The sequence below is a fragment of the Anabaena sp. FACHB-595 genome (assembly GCF_048568275.1).
Lineage (GTDB): Bacteria > Cyanobacteriota > Cyanobacteriia > Cyanobacteriales > Nostocaceae > Trichormus.
In genome coordinates, this window is the sequence record NZ_CP183473.1 from 2341257 (window position 1) to 2356041 (window position 14785).

At 42.0% G+C, this 14785-nt stretch carries 12 protein-coding genes; 7 read left to right on the top strand and 5 right to left on the bottom strand.

Annotated features, from left to right (window positions below; genetic code table 11):
- The first annotated feature begins 46 nt into the window (after positions 1-46).
- Together ACN222_RS09735 and ACN222_RS09740 are read left to right on the top strand one after the other, a co-directional pair.
- Complete coding sequence (locus ACN222_RS09735; RefSeq protein WP_010996124.1) at positions 47-526, top strand: YbjN domain-containing protein; 480 nt, start codon at positions 47-49, stop codon at positions 524-526.
- A 17-nt stretch (positions 527-543) separates the two neighbouring features.
- The gene (locus tag ACN222_RS09740; protein WP_044521146.1) at positions 544-1263 is read left to right on the top strand and encodes a lipoate--protein ligase family protein; all 720 of its coding nucleotides are present in this window, start codon (positions 544-546) and stop codon (positions 1261-1263) included.
- 101 nt (positions 1264-1364) lie between these two features.
- Here the strand turns inward: ACN222_RS09740 and ACN222_RS09745 are convergent, their stop codons facing one another.
- Positions 1365-1661, bottom strand: a complete 297-nt coding sequence (locus ACN222_RS09745) for a DUF3288 family protein (protein WP_010996126.1) — start codon at positions 1659-1661, stop codon at positions 1365-1367.
- 233 nt (positions 1662-1894) lie between these two features.
- On the opposite strand from ACN222_RS09745, the gene ACN222_RS09750 reads away from it, so the two are divergent.
- The gene (locus ACN222_RS09750) at positions 1895-4339 is read left to right on the top strand and encodes an ATP-dependent Clp protease ATP-binding subunit (protein ID WP_010996127.1); all 2445 of its coding nucleotides are present in this window, start codon (positions 1895-1897) and stop codon (positions 4337-4339) included.
- Between the two features lie 87 nt (positions 4340-4426).
- Here ACN222_RS09750 and rppA read toward each other — a convergent pair whose 3' ends face one another.
- Positions 4427-5119 (bottom strand): two-component system response regulator RppA, encoded by a 693-nt coding sequence (gene rppA, locus ACN222_RS09755; RefSeq protein WP_044521154.1) that lies wholly within the window; start codon positions 5117-5119, stop codon positions 4427-4429.
- A 98-nt stretch (positions 5120-5217) separates the two neighbouring features.
- Between rppA and hisG the strand changes: the two genes are divergently transcribed.
- The 4 genes from hisG (at position 5218) to ACN222_RS09775 (ending at position 11488) form a co-directional block, all read left to right on the top strand.
- Positions 5218-5862: an ATP phosphoribosyltransferase gene (gene hisG, locus ACN222_RS09760; RefSeq protein WP_010996129.1), complete on the top strand. Its 645-nt coding sequence runs from the start codon at positions 5218-5220 to the stop codon at positions 5860-5862.
- A 259-nt stretch (positions 5863-6121) separates the two neighbouring features.
- On the top strand, positions 6122-8761 hold the full coding sequence (locus ACN222_RS09765; protein ID WP_010996130.1) for a GAF domain-containing protein: 2640 nt from the start codon (positions 6122-6124) through the stop codon (positions 8759-8761).
- 2 nt (positions 8762-8763) lie between these two features.
- On the top strand, positions 8764-9204 hold the full coding sequence (locus tag ACN222_RS09770) for a response regulator (protein WP_011321022.1): 441 nt from the start codon (positions 8764-8766) through the stop codon (positions 9202-9204).
- Positions 9205-9208: 4 nt separating this feature from the next.
- Entirely contained in the window at positions 9209-11488 is a 2280-nt protein-coding gene (locus ACN222_RS09775; protein ID WP_010996132.1) for a response regulator, read from the top strand.
- 9 nt (positions 11489-11497) lie between these two features.
- Here the strand turns inward: ACN222_RS09775 and ACN222_RS09780 are convergent, their stop codons facing one another.
- From ACN222_RS09780 to ACN222_RS09790, 3 genes are all read right to left on the bottom strand, one after another.
- Positions 11498-12751, bottom strand: coding sequence for an RNaseH domain-containing protein (locus tag ACN222_RS09780; RefSeq protein ID WP_126987796.1), 1254 nt, complete (start codon positions 12749-12751; stop codon positions 11498-11500).
- A gap of 15 nt (positions 12752-12766) precedes the next feature.
- Positions 12767-13600, bottom strand: coding sequence for a hypothetical protein (locus tag ACN222_RS09785; RefSeq protein ID WP_126987799.1), 834 nt, complete (start codon positions 13598-13600; stop codon positions 12767-12769).
- Between the two features lie 68 nt (positions 13601-13668).
- Positions 13669-14780 (bottom strand): IS630-like element IS895 family transposase gene (locus ACN222_RS09790; protein ID WP_096637129.1). Its coding sequence is split into 2 segments (ribosomal slippage): positions 13669-14276 and positions 14276-14780, totalling 1113 coding nucleotides; the frame shifts between segments, so codons are not numbered across the junction.
- Positions 14781-14785: the final 5 nt, after the last annotated feature.

Sequence of the window (14785 nt, forward strand, 5' to 3'; positions counted from 1 at the left end):
TAAAGTATGTGTAGATCACAAATGATAGATTGAGAGAAAAATCTGTATGACAAGCTACCAAGAAACCCTAACTAATAACGAATGTATAGATGAACTAATTACAGAGACAGCCAGCATTAATCATGTGGAAGTCATTGAAAATGTCATTGACTCCCTCGAACAAGATGATAGTGCAATGGTTAGTCACACTCCAGAAGGTGGTTATCTATGGAAGTTTAAATACGGCACAGTGGAAGTATTTGTTCAACTCACTGGCAAAAGTGATGAAGACACGATAACAGTTTGGTCAGTAGTACTCAAATTACCAGCCAAGAATGAACCAAAGTTGTTGCGTCATTTGCTGGAGTTAAACTGTTCTAGTACTTTTGAGGCACGTTTTGGGATTATAGAGGATCAAGTAGTAGTTATTTCTACACGCACTCTGGCAGAATTATCTCCAGGGGAAGTTTCGCGGATTATTACTATTGTGGCAACGATCGCCGATGACAATGACGAAGCTTTACAATCAGAATTTGGTGCAGCTTAAGCAATTTTAAATTTTCGATGGCTAGTAAGCAGGTTTGGCGACTAATTCCTTTATTAGCAGCTCCCGGTAGCGTACAAATGGCAATTGACCGTTGGCTATTAACACAACACCAATCTGGTAAGTATCCTTCCACTCTACGATTTTACACTTGGTCGCCACCTGCCATTTCCCTTGGTTATCATCAACGCCAATATCCAGAACATTGGCAAAACCTGACTTGGCAAAATCAAAAATTAGATTTGGTGCGTCGTCCTACAGGTGGTAGGGCAGTACTTCACCAAGGTGATTTAACTTATGCTGTGGTAACATCGGGACTAGGTGATAATCGCCTGGTGGCATACCAGAAGATTTGTGAGTTTTTAATTCAAGGATGGCGATCGCTCGGTTTTGCATTAAGCTATGGTACAGCCGGACGTGGTTACATCCACAATCCCAACTGTTTTGGTACAGCTACAGGTGCAGATTTAGTCTTACCAACCGGAGCCAAACTCATAGGTAGCGCTCAATTGCGATGCGGTGGCGTAATCTTACAACATGGTTCTATCCGTCTCCAGCCAGATACAGAACTATTTGCACAGGTATTCGGTGTAGAAGATTTTAACCCTGTAAAACTTAACCTGAGTGTAGATGATATTATTTCAGCTTTAATTACAGCTGCTAACAATTGTTTTGATATAGAACTGGAGACACAACCCCTATCCCCCTCTGAATGGGATGAGATTCACATGACTAGTTAGTACAGCAAAGCGCCGATTCTTAATTTTGAATTTTGTTGGCGTTCGCGGTAGCGTCTCGTAGAGAAGCCTTCCCGTAGGGTATTTTGAATTTTGAATTGCTATTAATTCCAATCCTGCTCATCTCTTTTACCACGACTCTTATAAATGCCGCCTATTTGATGTATTTGGCGGGTTTTCTCGAATAGTTCCGCTTCGGTTAACCCCCATTGTTGCAAAACTTTATTCAGGTCGCTTTGTATGTCTCTTGCGCCAGGGAAGCCTTGATAGCGGATTTTGAGCCTAGCTAATTCGGCTAAATTATGGTCTGTCGCCTCTTGAGTTAGTAGAATATCTATAAAGGGGCGATCGCGGTTGTAGAGTGGATGTTGTTGGTCTTTACTTCCGTGGTTTTCAGTCATGGTTTATACCTTTAGGTAGAGTGTAAATTCCTTCAGAGTCCAGAGTCCAGATTCTTGCCATCGCACCATAATTACTCATGACGGCAACTACACCTGAGCTAATACGGCTCTCACCACTGTCACCTATCCTTAGATAAAGATACATTGTCTTTAAGAAAGTACAAAAAAGTTTAACAAAAGGGTGAATTTTTAAGTCACCCAAAGTCCAAGCAGCAAGGGAGCAAGAACCCGCTATGTTTGAACACTTCACTTCCGAAGCCATCAAAGTCATTATGCTCGCTCAGGAGGAAGCACGTCGCCTGGGACACAATTTCGTAGGAACTGAGCAAATTCTCCTGGGTTTGATGGGAGAAGGAACTGGGGTTGCTGCCAAAGTGCTGACTGAGATGGGTGTGACTCTTAAAGACGCTCGTCGTGAGGTTGAAAAAATCATTGGTAGGGGTTCTGGGTTCGTACCGCCAGAAATTCCTTTTACCCCGAAAGTGAAAAGCCTCTTCGAGCAGTCCTTTAGAGAAGCGCATAATCTCGGAAATAACTACATCAACACAGAACATTTACTCTTAGGGTTAACAGAAGCCGGTGAAGGTGTCGCCGCTAAGGTTTTACAGAATCTTGGTGTTGACCTCAAGAGTGTCCGCTCTGCTGTCATCCGTCGCTTAGGCGAAGACCCAACCGTGGTTGTGGGTGGTGGCGGTTCCAGACGGAACCAAACACCGATGATGGAAGAGTTTGGCAGAAATCTGACGAAATTAGCCAAAGAAGGTAAACTCGACCCTGTAGTAGGTCGGCAAAAAGAAATTGAGCGTACTGTGCAGATTCTCGGCCGTCGTACCAAGAATAACCCCGTGTTAATTGGTGAACCAGGGGTTGGTAAAACTGCAATCGCTGAAGGTTTAGCACAGCGTATTATTAACCAAGATGTCCCCGACATTTTGCAAGATAAACAAGTCGTCAGCCTGGATATGGGTTCTCTGGTAGCGGGAACTCGCTTCCGGGGAGACTTTGAAGAGCGCATCAAGAAAATCGTAGAAGAAGTCCGTTCTGCGGGTAATATCATCCTGGTGATAGATGAAATTCATACCTTAGTTGGTGCAGGGGGAACAGAAGGCGGCTTAGATGCAGCCAATATCCTCAAACCAGCCTTGGCCAGGGGTGAATTGCAATGTATTGGCGCTACCACATTAGATGAATATCGTCAATACATCGAACGCGATGCGGCCTTAGAGCGACGTTTCCAACCGATTATGGTCGGGGAACCATCCGTAGCCGAAACCATTGATATCCTCTATGGTTTGCGCGGAGCCTACGAACAGCACCACAAAGTACATATTTCCGATGAGGCTGTGGTAGCAGCAGCGCAATTGGCTGATAGATATATTAGCGATCGCTTCCTGCCCGATAAAGCCATAGACTTAATTGATGAAGCTGGCTCTCGTGTGCGCCTGCGGAACTCGCAAATTTCCCCTAACAAGGAACTCAAGCGCCAACTGACTGACATCACCAAAAGCAAAAACGAAGCAGTTAGACTCCAAGACTTCGATAAAGCCGCAAAACTCCGTGACGAAGAAATTGCCCTAGAAACAGAACTGCAAGCAGCCACCACTGGCCAAACCATCAAGCCAGTTGTGGATGAAGAAGACATTGCCCAAATTGTCGCCTCTTGGACTGGTGTCCCAGTTAACAAGCTGACAGAATCTGAGTCTGAGTTGCTTCTGCACCTAGAAGATACTCTCCACAAACGGTTAATTGGTCAAGAGCAAGCAGTTACATCGGTTTCTCGCGCCATCCGTCGCGCCAGAGTCGGGTTAAAGAGTCCCAACCGTCCCATTGCTAGCTTTATTTTCTCCGGGCCTACCGGAGTCGGGAAAACCGAACTAGCCAAAGCATTAGCAGCTTACTTCTTTGGCGCGGAAGATGCCATGATTCGGTTTGATATGTCCGAATACATGGAAAGCCACACCGTTTCTAAACTCATCGGCTCTCCTCCTGGTTACGTCGGCTACGACGAAGGCGGACAACTCACTGAAGCCGTGCGGCGTAGACCATACACAGTGTTGCTGTTCGACGAAATCGAAAAAGCGCACCCCGATGTATTCAATATGCTGCTGCAACTTTTAGATGACGGACACCTCACCGATGCCAAAGGTCGGAAAGTGGACTTCAAGAACACCTTGATTATCCTGACTTCTAACATTGGTTCTAAGGTAATTGAAAAAGGTGGCGGCGGTTTAGGCTTTGAATTTGACAACCAAGCCGAAGCTAGTTACAACCGCATCCGCAACTTAGTCAACGAAGAACTGAAAAATTACTTCCGTCCTGAGTTCCTCAACCGACTTGATGAAGTCATCGTCTTCACTCAACTGTCGAGAGATGAAGTCAAGCAAATCGCTGATATCATGCTGCGTGATGTCGCCAGCCGCCTGACCGAGAAGGGAATTACCTTAGAAGTTACCGAACGGTTCAAAGAATTAGTAGTAACAGAAGGTTATAACCCCAGCTACGGTGCTAGACCATTACGCCGTGCAATCATGCGCCTCCTAGAAGATTCCTTAGCGGAAGTGTTGCTGTCTGGAGAAATCACCGAGGGAGACACAGCCATTGCTGATGTCAACGATGACGGTCAAGTACAAATACGCCAGTCAGAAGAAAGAGAGTTACTTCTAGCCAATGTAGGCTAATTCTCAGATATTCCAAGCTTGACAACACATAATTTCCTTATCAATAAAATTTAGGTTAGACCCTAGTATAAAAACTAGGGTCTTTTTTTATTCAACTAAATTTGTACCGAAGCGATAGCCTTTACCGTAGACTGTGTGGATTAAGGGAAGTTCTTTGCCTACCTCGATTTTACGGCGTAGCAATCTGATTAATGCGGCGATAACATTACTATTTGGTGGCTCGTTATCTTCCCACAGATGTTGCAGAATTTGGGCGTGAGTTAATAGTTGTCCCGTGTGTTCCATAAAGTATTGCAGCAATTGGCTTTCTTTCTGCGATAGTTCAATGACTCGTCCTTGACGGTAGGCGACTTGATTTTCACAGTCAAGTTCTAGGTCGGCTACAGTTAATCTTCCTGGTGTAGCTTCATAGGTTTGGGAACTAGAACGCCGTAATAAAGCACGGACTCTGGCCAACAACTCTCGCAGTTCAAAGGGTTTGACTAAATAGTCATCAGCACCAGCATCTAAACCTTGTACACGGTCATCTAGGGTATCTTTGGCGGTGAGGAAAAGAACTGGTGTAATTTTTCCTTGGCGGCGTAGTTCTTGGCATATCTCTAAGCCCGTTTTCCCTGGTAGCATCCAGTCTAAAATCAGTAGGTCATAATTGCCTACTGTCGCCATTTCACTACCACTTTTCCCCTCATAAGCTGCTTCTACGGTGTAACCTTCACGAGTTAACACACGGCTCAAGGGGACAGTGAGTTCTACTTCATCATCAACCAATAAAATTCTCATGCTGCTTGAGGTAAGCATTAGAGATATTCTCAATATTAATGAACTGCTAAGACAAGGACACGATAAAGTGTCTCTAGCCAAGGATACCAAGAAAACGAATGTTAACTGTTGCGTTGCCGAAAGGGGAACTACTCAAAAATAGCATCCGCCTACTGCAATCTGTAGGGTTGGATTTTAGTGCTTTTTTAGACTCAGGGAATCGTCAGTTGCAAATCACTGATGCTAGTGGAACGGCGAAAGGGTTGTTAGTTAGAGGTCAAGATGTGCCTGTTTATGTGGAGTATGGACAAGCTCAAATTGGTATTATTGGTTACGATGTCCTCCGTGAGAAACAACCACAAGTTGCTCATTTAGTTGATTTACAGTTTGGCTATTGTCGGATGTCGGTGGCGGTAAAAGCATCTAGTCCCTACAAATCACCGCTAGATTTACCTGCTCACAGTCGTGTTGCTTCTAAATATGTCAATTCGGCGCGCGAGTTCTTCCAAGGTTTAGATTTACCTGTGGAAATTGTCCCGCTTTACGGTTCCGTGGAATTAGGGCCAATCACAGGAATGTCTGAGGCAATTGTCGATATAGTTTCTACAGGCCGGACTTTAAAAGAAAATGGTTTGGTGGAAATTACAACTTTATATGAAAGTACGGCACGGTTAATTGCTCATCCCCTTAGTTATCGCTTGAATACAGGGAATTTACATCAATTAGTTGAGCAATTACGAGAGGGTGCTTTGACTAAAGTTTAAATTAGTTTTGTCAGGTGTTAGTAGTCAGTTGTCACTGATAGAAGGTGCAACTGATTATATACTTTCAACAAAAACTTCTTTACGAAAGCATCTTCTTGTAAATAGAAATGTTTAACAATTATTTTTAAGTTAATTTTTTTTAAAAACTTTGTCTAAACTATAAGATAGTTCGACTTTGTATTTCTGAAATAAAACTTTCAGATAATTTCGTATCTTTTTTTAACAAAAATTTATATCTGGATTTTTTCTCCAAAATTTAATGAAATCCTCTTTGCAGAATGAACAGGCGAGACTTGCAGCTTTACGCCAATATCAAATTCTAGATACTGAACCGGAGGAAGTTTATGACAATCTGGCTCAGTTAGCTGCGTTTATTTGCGGCACACCCATAGCTTTAGTCAATTTTATTGATGAAAATCGTCAATGGTTTAAAGCCAAACTGGGTATAGACGTACCAGAAATGCCCCGGAATGTGGGTTTATCCTATCTTTGCCAGGAAAAGCAAGATGTTGTTGTTATACCGGATACTTTAGCAGACGATCGCTTCATTGATAACCCAGTCGTTAAATCCTACCCTCATGTGAGATTTTACGCAGGTGTACCACTGTTGACACAAGAGGGTCATTTTTTGGGAACCCTCTGCGTCATTGACAGGATACCAAAACAACTTAATCAGCCACAAATTGATGCACTGGTTGCCTTAAGTCGCCTAGTCATTAGTCAGCTAGAACTGAGGCGCAATGTCGCCCATGTATCTCAGATTAGCGAACTGTTGATTAAGCATGAACAAACGGCGCGTGCGGAGTCGGAAACAGCTAGAGAGCAGATTGCCAATATACTGGAAAGTATTACTGACGCGTTTTTTGCCATAGATTACGAATGGCGATTTACCTACGTCAATGGTCAAGCTTCCAAGTTGTTAGAGAAAACACCAGATGAGCTATTAGGTAAAAGTATCTGGGAAGTATTTTCAGATCACGTAGATTCAACATTTTATCGTGAAACTAGACGCGCGATCGCCAAACAAATCAGTGTCAAGTTTGAGGAGTTTTACCCGCCACTGCACAAATGGTTTGCCATTCATGCTTACCCAAGTAAAGACGGCTTATCTGTTTATTTCCAAGATATTAGCGAACGTCGATATACAGCCGCCGCCCTGCGCGAGAGTGAGGAACGTTGGCAGTTAGCTTTAATTGGTAACAATGATGGTATTTGGGATTGGAACATCAAAACTGATGAAGTCTTCTTCTCCTCACGCTGGAAACAAATGTTGGGGTATGAAGACGACGAAATTACTAACCACATTGATGAATGGTCAAAGCGGGTGCATCCTGATGATATAGATTGGGTAATGCAAGCGGTTCAAGACCATTTGGCGAAAAAAACTTCCCATTACGTTACCGAACATCGTGTACTGTGCAAAGATGGCAGTTATAAATGGATTTTAGACCGAGGTCAGGCGCTTTGGGATGAGGCGGGTAATGCGTTACGGATGGTAGGTTCCCATACAGATATTACGGAACGCAAACAAACAGAAGAGGAATTAAAAAAACAGAATTTGCGATCGCAATTATTCGCGGAAATCACCGTCAAAATTCGGGAAACCCTTGATATTGAAGAGATTCTGCATACATCAGTTCAAGAAGTGCAGAAACTTTTGCAAGCAGACCGAGTATTGATTTTCCGACTCTGGGCCGATGGTTCGGGAACAGTAGTACAAGAATCAGTGTTACCTGGCTGGCCTGTGGTACTGGGACAAAATATCCTTGACCCTTGTTTTCAAAAAGATTACGTTGATAAATATCGCCAAGGGCGAGTCAGTGCCATAGTAGATGTTACTAAAGCAGATATTCAAGAATGTCATCGAGAATTTTTGCAAGGATTTGGCGTAAAAGCTAACCTCGTAGTCCCTATTCTCAATCGGGATGGCATTTGGGGTTTGCTGATTGCCCATCAGTGTACAAATCCTCGCCATTGGAATAACTTTGAGTTGGAATTATTGCAACAACTAGCCAACCAAATGGGAATTGCTTTATCCCAAGGACAATTATTGGAACTACAAACTAGGCAAAGTCAAGAACTCGCTCGTTCTAATACTGAACTGGAAAATTTCGCCTATGTAGCCTCCCATGATTTACAAGAACCCTTGCGGATGGTGACTAGTTATTTACAGTTATTGGAAAGGAGGTATAAAAATCAACTAGACAGTAACGCTGAACAGTTCATCACCTACGCCGTTGATGGTGCTAGGCGGATGCAGACCTTAATCAACGACCTGTTGAATTATTCACGCGTTACCACCCGTGGACAACCATTTGTCGCCGTTGACTGTGGCGTTATTTTACAACGAGCGATCGCCAATCTCAAAATAGCGATCGAAGAATCTGGTGCAGTTGTTACCCATGACCCCTTACCCACAGTCATGGCAGACCCTACCCAACTAACCCAGATTTTTCAAAACCTCATCGCCAACGCCATCAAATTTCGCCGAGAAGCAGCACCAGAAATTCATGTTGGAGTAGTAGAGGCAGGGGGCAGGGGGCAGGAAGAGAAGTCGCAAGGAGGGTTTCCCTCCGGGCGAACTTCGGGGGCAGGGGGAGAAAGACCCAATCCCCCCCCAGTCCCCAATCCCCAATCCCCAGTCCCCAGTCCCCATACAACCTGGCTATTCTCAGTCCGTGATAATGGCATCGGTATAGAACCCCAATATGCAGACCGTATTTTTATCATTTTTCAACGTCTGCATGGTAGAAGTAAATATCCGGGTACAGGCATTGGTTTGGCAATTTGTAAGAAAATAATAGAGCGCCACGGTGGTCATATCTGGGTGGAGTCGGAACCGGGTCAAGGCTCGACATTCTACTTCACAATTCCAGAACAAGCAGGGAAACAATCGTGAATATGACAACAGCGATTATGCCAATTGAGGTTTTGTTGGTAGAAGATAACCCAGGAGATGTAGAACTCACCCGTATTGCTTTAGAAGATAGCAAAATTTCCGTTCATCTGAGTGTGGTTGAGGATGGCGTGGAAGCAATGGCATTTCTGCGAAAACAAGATAAATACGCCAATGTACCTCATCCAGATATAGTGCTGCTGGATTTCAATCTGCCTAGAAAAGATGGGCGGGAAGTATTGGCAGAGATTAAAACTGATAGTTATCTCAAACGCATCCCAGTAGTGGTGCTGACGACTTCCCAGGCCGAGGAAGACATTCTCAAAGCTTATAACCTAGCAGCCAATTGTTACATAACTAAGCCTGTTGACTTTGACCAGTTCGTTAGAATTGTACAGTCCATAGAAAACTTTTGGTTTGCGATCGTCAAGCTGCCACCGGAGTGAAGCAATGGCAGATGAAATTATCAAAGTCTTATTGGTAGAAGATAATCCTGGTGACGCTTTTTTAATTCAAGAGTTAATCAAAGAGGTAAATACAGCCAATTTAGAGTTATATCCAGTAGAGCGATTATCGGAAGCACTGAAAATTCTTGCTAGTGATACTTCTGATGGTTCGGTTCCACGCTTTGATGTCATGTTATTAGACTTGTCTTTACCCGACAGTCAGGGTATAGATACCTTTGTCAGAGCTAACCGTGAGACCAACGTTCTTCCCATCATCGTGCTAACGGGAATAGATGATGAGAATTTAGCACTCAAAGCCATGCAGAAGGGAGCGCAAGATTATTTAGTTAAAGGACAAGTCACAGGAGACTTATTAGTACGTTCCATTCGTTATGCCATAGAACGTCAACGAGTAGAAGAAGCTCTGCGTCACAGCGAGGAACGGTTTCGGGTGGCGCTGAAAAACTCTCCTATTTTCGTTTTTAATCAAGACAGAGACTTACGTTATACCTGGATTTATAACCCAATTGCTGGGTGGACAGTTGAAGAAATGTTGGGTAAACAAGACTCGGAAATTATGTCTGAGCAGGATGCCCAATGTCTCACTGCCATCAAATATCATGTCCTCACTACAGGTATAGGGACTCGTCAGGTGGTGTCTATCGGTACTCCTCTAGGGACAAAATACTATGATTTAACTGTCGAGCCATTGCGGAATGAGTCACAAGACATTGTTGGCATTACTTGTGCTTGTATTGACATTAGTGAACGTAAACTAGCAGAAGCTAAAATTCGTGAACAAGCAGCCTTATTAGACATCACCACAGATGGTATATGTGTGCGCGATTTAGAAAATAAAATTTTGTTTTGGAACAAAGGTGCAGAAAATCTCTACGGTTGGCAAGCCCATGAGGTGATAGGTAAAAATGCTAGTGATCTTTTATTTCGTGAACCTTCTCTAGAAGTGGAAACTGCTTTATTAAACGTTATCTCTCAAGGTAATTGGCAAGGAGAATTAAACAAAGTTACCAAAACTGGTAAGGAAATTGTTGTGGCTAGTCGTTGGAGTTTAGTCTATGACGAGCAAGGAAAACCAAAATCCATTCTCTCTGTAGATACAGATATTACCCAGAAAAAACATTTAGAAGCGCAATTATTTCGGACTCAACGCCTAGAAAGTATCGGAACTCTAGCTAGTGGCATTGCTCACGACCTCAACAATATCTTGACACCAATTTTAGCAGGAGCGCAATTACTACCACTCAAATTTCCTGACGCAGATGAACGTACTCAGCATTTACTAGAGATTTTAGAAATCAATGCTAAACGTGGTGCTGATTTAGTGAAGCAAGTGCTGTCCTTCGCCAGAGGTGTGGAAGGAAAGCGCATCACTTTACAACTCAAACATTTAATTGTGGAAGTTGTGAAAATTTTGAAGGAAACATTTCCCAAATCCATCGAAGTTTACACAGATATACCAAATGACTTGTGGATGGTTTCTGGGGATAGTACCCAACTTCATCAAGTGCTGATGAATCTTTGCGTCAATGCCCGCGATGCTATGCCTGATGGTGGTACGTTGACAATCTCTGCGGAAAATCTATTGATTGATGAAAACTACGCCCGGATGAACTTGGAAGCTAAACAAGGCCCATACATCATGATTACGGTGTCGGATACAGGAGTGGGCATTTCTCCAGAAAACTTAGATAGGATATTTGAGCCATTTTTTACCACCAAAGCTGTAGGACAAGGTACTGGTTTAGGTCTTTCCACGGTTTTAGGGATTGTCAAAAGTCACGGTGGTTTCGTCAATGTCTATAGTGAAGAAGGGCGGGGTACTACCTTTAGAGTTTACTTACCATCTGTGGGTGGTACGGAAGCACCCCATATAGATCATCTATTACCGCCGGCTGGTCATGGAGAATTAATCTTGATTGTTGATGATGAAGTCTCAATCCAAGATATTACCAAAACATCTTTAGAAGGTCATCAATATGAGACTTTAGTTGCTAGTGATGGGGTGGAGGCGATCGCTCTTTATGCCAAAAATGCCGATAAAATTAGTGCTGTATTAATGGATATCATGCTACCAGTACTCGATGGCTTAACCACTATTCGCACTTTGAAGAAAATTAACCCCCAAGTCAAAATTATAGCTACCAGTGGACTCATATCGAAAACTAAGTTAACCGAAATAGTCAATACTGGTGCTAACTCATTCTTAGCCAAGCCCTACACAGTCAATGAGTTGTTGTTGGCTCTGCACGAAGTGATGACGTGAAATATTAAATCAAATTTCTATGCCTAAAACACATAAATGATCTTTTATAAGTTGTTTACCCAAATGCAAGGGATATGGTGAGATAATATTACCCATAGACCATGCTGGTGAAATTCGTAGATAATGCGGTACTCGACAAAGTATTTTGAGACTTTCTGCTGTTTTTTGGAAATTTGGATGGACGAAAAATGGAACCATTTCTAAGATTTGTTGATGCTTGAATGCAATATTTACACCGTATTCGTCATTTTGAGAATCAAGCATATAGAGTTCCCTTGTTGTTAGTGTATCTTGTGCTTTTTGTGTTGTTGGTAATTTACCAATTGAGAAATAATGAAGTAACTCAGGTATAGATATATCGTAAAAACCACTTAAATTGATGAGATCCCTTGCTGAAGAGTTTTCATCCCAGGTTTCTCTATTAGTGATATATTGGGCTGTCTCATCGCCAGAGCGTAAGCGGATGATTCCAAGTAAGTTTTTGAGTGCTTTATGGTCACGGGGATACACACAACCATGACCCGGAACGTGTTGGAAATCTAACACATCACGCTTTGCAAAAAGATATTCATTTTTCAATTGAAACCAAGCTTGACCTTCATTATCCTCACCACGCTCGTTGCGCCATCCCTCAGCCTCGATTAAAACCAGTGTGGGGCGATCGCTGATTTGCGTGAATACATCAGCCGCAAATTTAGCTAGTTCTATCCCTTTTAATTGGACTGTTTTGAAAAGATGGCGATCGCGTTTTACCTGTGAGAAAATTTTCCCAAGTTCAATTCCTGCTCGTGGGTAAGGAATCCAATCCTTTGTATTAGGAAATAATACATCAACCTCACCCGTTGCCCGTAGACGGACAGCAAGAACATAGTGGATATTTTCCCTAGCTTGATTGACTTTACGACGGCACAAGGCAATCACATCTAGGTTTTGTGCAATTTCCTTCTCTATCCCCGCCTGTTCATAAACTTCTGAAGGTAAACCATATAGCGTGCCAGTCTGACGTAGTGTCAAATCCAATACAGCGTTTAATATACGCCCTTCAGTTTTCTTACTATAAGAGGGTGTAACATTTTTATTATTATCTTCTTGGTTAGTAGATTTTGGTGAAACCGTTTGCACCATTTGGGAACTAAGTTCTTCTAACACACAAGCTTCCCTAACGGCTCCATAGATATTTTGCTGTGGATATAATCCTTTCTTTTTGGTTTGTCCAACTTCCACAATTGCCAAGCAGTAAGGTTGGATGGAACAGTCAATCAAAGGTTTAAGTTTGACTTACAAAGACTTGCGCCATTCTTCGCGTTTATGCTGATACTCTTTACTAATTTGTTTATCAAACTCTTGACCATCTTTAGGAGCTAATCCATTTGTATCTAGTGGCTTTAAAAGTTTATCATTATCAATCCACACAGATAATAGTTTAATATAATCAGGAAAGTCTTCGTCTTCATTTAATAAAAAGACATCACGTAAACTTTGATAGACAATATCATGGGTATCTCGTTCGCGCCATAACAGAAAAATATACATAAATTTTCCCGTTAATACTCGTTGGATAGCATTAGCAATGATTATTTTTCTTTCCTGATGATGTTTAGCTACAAGTTCTTGAATTTTGTCTTGACTCAGCTTTTCTTTTTGCTGTTTTGTTATGGTTTTAGGCTGGGAGATAAATTTGTAATCACGCATTGCCAAGGGCGTATTTTGTCCAGATGGAGTAGGAATGTCAGTTTGTATTGGCTCATCTGGAATAAGTACATTATCTAATAATTGCAATACTTGATTTACTATATCTCCGCGCTCCTGTAAACTAAATCCAGGTTTAATGCTGTGTTTTCTTTTAGAGCTTTCATGTTTATACTTGTATCCTTCAGCGTGAACTATATAATATTCATCTTTTTTCCAATCAGGTCTATTTTGTAAATTGTTGTATTTTATTGGATTAAGTAGAATATCACTACTAGATTGAAGCGATCGCGCCTTAAAAGCAGATAGCAAATTTGGTAATTGAAATTCCCACTGCTTACTCTCCTCTCTCCCATTATTGTCAATAGTGAGTCTGATTAAAGTAGAATCTATATCATACCCAGATAAGCGCTCTTCATTCATACCCATCAACACAGAGATATCACGTCCATAATTAGTTTCTATTAATGGTTCATGAGCATATAGGAATCCTATTTGATTTTTGAATAAGTTCCGTACATCTGTAGAGTGTCAAAATCAAAGGTAGTGTGTCTAATAAACCACTCAAATATCCACTTTAAATGTGAAAATGAAGGAATTAAAGCACAAAAACGTCTAACCCATGTTTTGGCTTGTAACCAAATATCCTCTATCGGATTTTGTACTGGGCAATTAGGGGCAAAACGGACACAGTGTATTTTCCATTGCTCGGTTGGTAAGCTTTGATTAACAGAGTCCAAGAAACCTCTAATTTCCTTGGAACGGTGGTAGCTAGCCCCATCCCAAAAAATTAGTAATCGCTGGTCGGGAGAGTTAGCTAGTAAGTATTCTAGGTAGTTGATAGTATTTTTTGAGTTTCCAGCATCATAAGCTTTGAGAACTAATTCTCCAAGGAGATAGTCAACTGCCCCATAGTATGTCTGCTTATCTCGCTCGTTGACAACTGGGACTGCGATTTCTTGGTCACTTTTTCCCCATACATAACCACTTAAATCTCCCCACATTAAATGACACTCATCAATTAACAATACTCTTAACTTTCCTGTTTCGATTTCTTCTCGGTTATTTGCCAGCAATGTTTCAATCTCTTTTTTTTTTCTGCAACAGCATTCTCATCGGCTTTCGGATTTACCTTTGTGGTTTTCTTCCAACTGATTCCTGCTTCGGAGAACAAGTCGTAGTAGCTTTGCTTTGACTCATAAACTACGTCATACTCAAAAGCTAGTTGATACTCTAGTTCCCCAAGCTCCCAACAATCTTTTGTTTGTAGCCAGCTCAACACCTCTTGGAGTTGTTTAGCATTCAGATAGCTCTTTCTCCCTTTGTAGTTTAGTCGCAGTCCGTCAATTCCAGTTTCTTCATAGGCTTGCTTCCAGCCTGTGATTGACCCTCGCGATACGTCTAAAATTTTTTGGATTTCATCATACAAGTAACCTTGATAAACTAGCTTGACTGCCAATGCTTTCCTTACTTCACGCGCATCTGGACACATATCTATAAAATCTTGTAATTCAGCAATCGCATTCAGTGCAGTTTCCTCTTTTAAATATTGCTGCGATACTTCCCCCGCAAGTGTAGTAGCTTGTAAATGCTGACTTTTCATTGTTT

Coding starts and splice junctions, on each gene's coding strand:
- rppA (WP_044521154.1), bottom strand. CDS start 5,119: ATGAGAATTTTATTGGTTGATGATGAAGTAGAACTCACTGTCCCCTTG.
- ACN222_RS09745 (WP_010996126.1), bottom strand. CDS start 1,661: ATGACTGAAAACCACGGAAGTAAAGACCAACAACATCCACTCTACAAC.
- ACN222_RS09770 (WP_011321022.1), top strand. CDS start 8,764: ATGACAACAGCGATTATGCCAATTGAGGTTTTGTTGGTAGAAGATAAC.
- ACN222_RS09785 (WP_126987799.1), bottom strand. CDS start 13,600: ATGAATGAAGAGCGCTTATCTGGGTATGATATAGATTCTACTTTAATC.
- ACN222_RS09740 (WP_044521146.1), top strand. CDS start 544: ATGGCTAGTAAGCAGGTTTGGCGACTAATTCCTTTATTAGCAGCTCCC.
- hisG (WP_010996129.1), top strand. CDS start 5,218: ATGTTAACTGTTGCGTTGCCGAAAGGGGAACTACTCAAAAATAGCATC.
- ACN222_RS09735 (WP_010996124.1), top strand. CDS start 47: ATGACAAGCTACCAAGAAACCCTAACTAATAACGAATGTATAGATGAA.
- ACN222_RS09765 (WP_010996130.1), top strand. CDS start 6,122: ATGAAATCCTCTTTGCAGAATGAACAGGCGAGACTTGCAGCTTTACGC.
- ACN222_RS09775 (WP_010996132.1), top strand. CDS start 9,209: ATGGCAGATGAAATTATCAAAGTCTTATTGGTAGAAGATAATCCTGGT.
- ACN222_RS09750 (WP_010996127.1), top strand. CDS start 1,895: ATGTTTGAACACTTCACTTCCGAAGCCATCAAAGTCATTATGCTCGCT.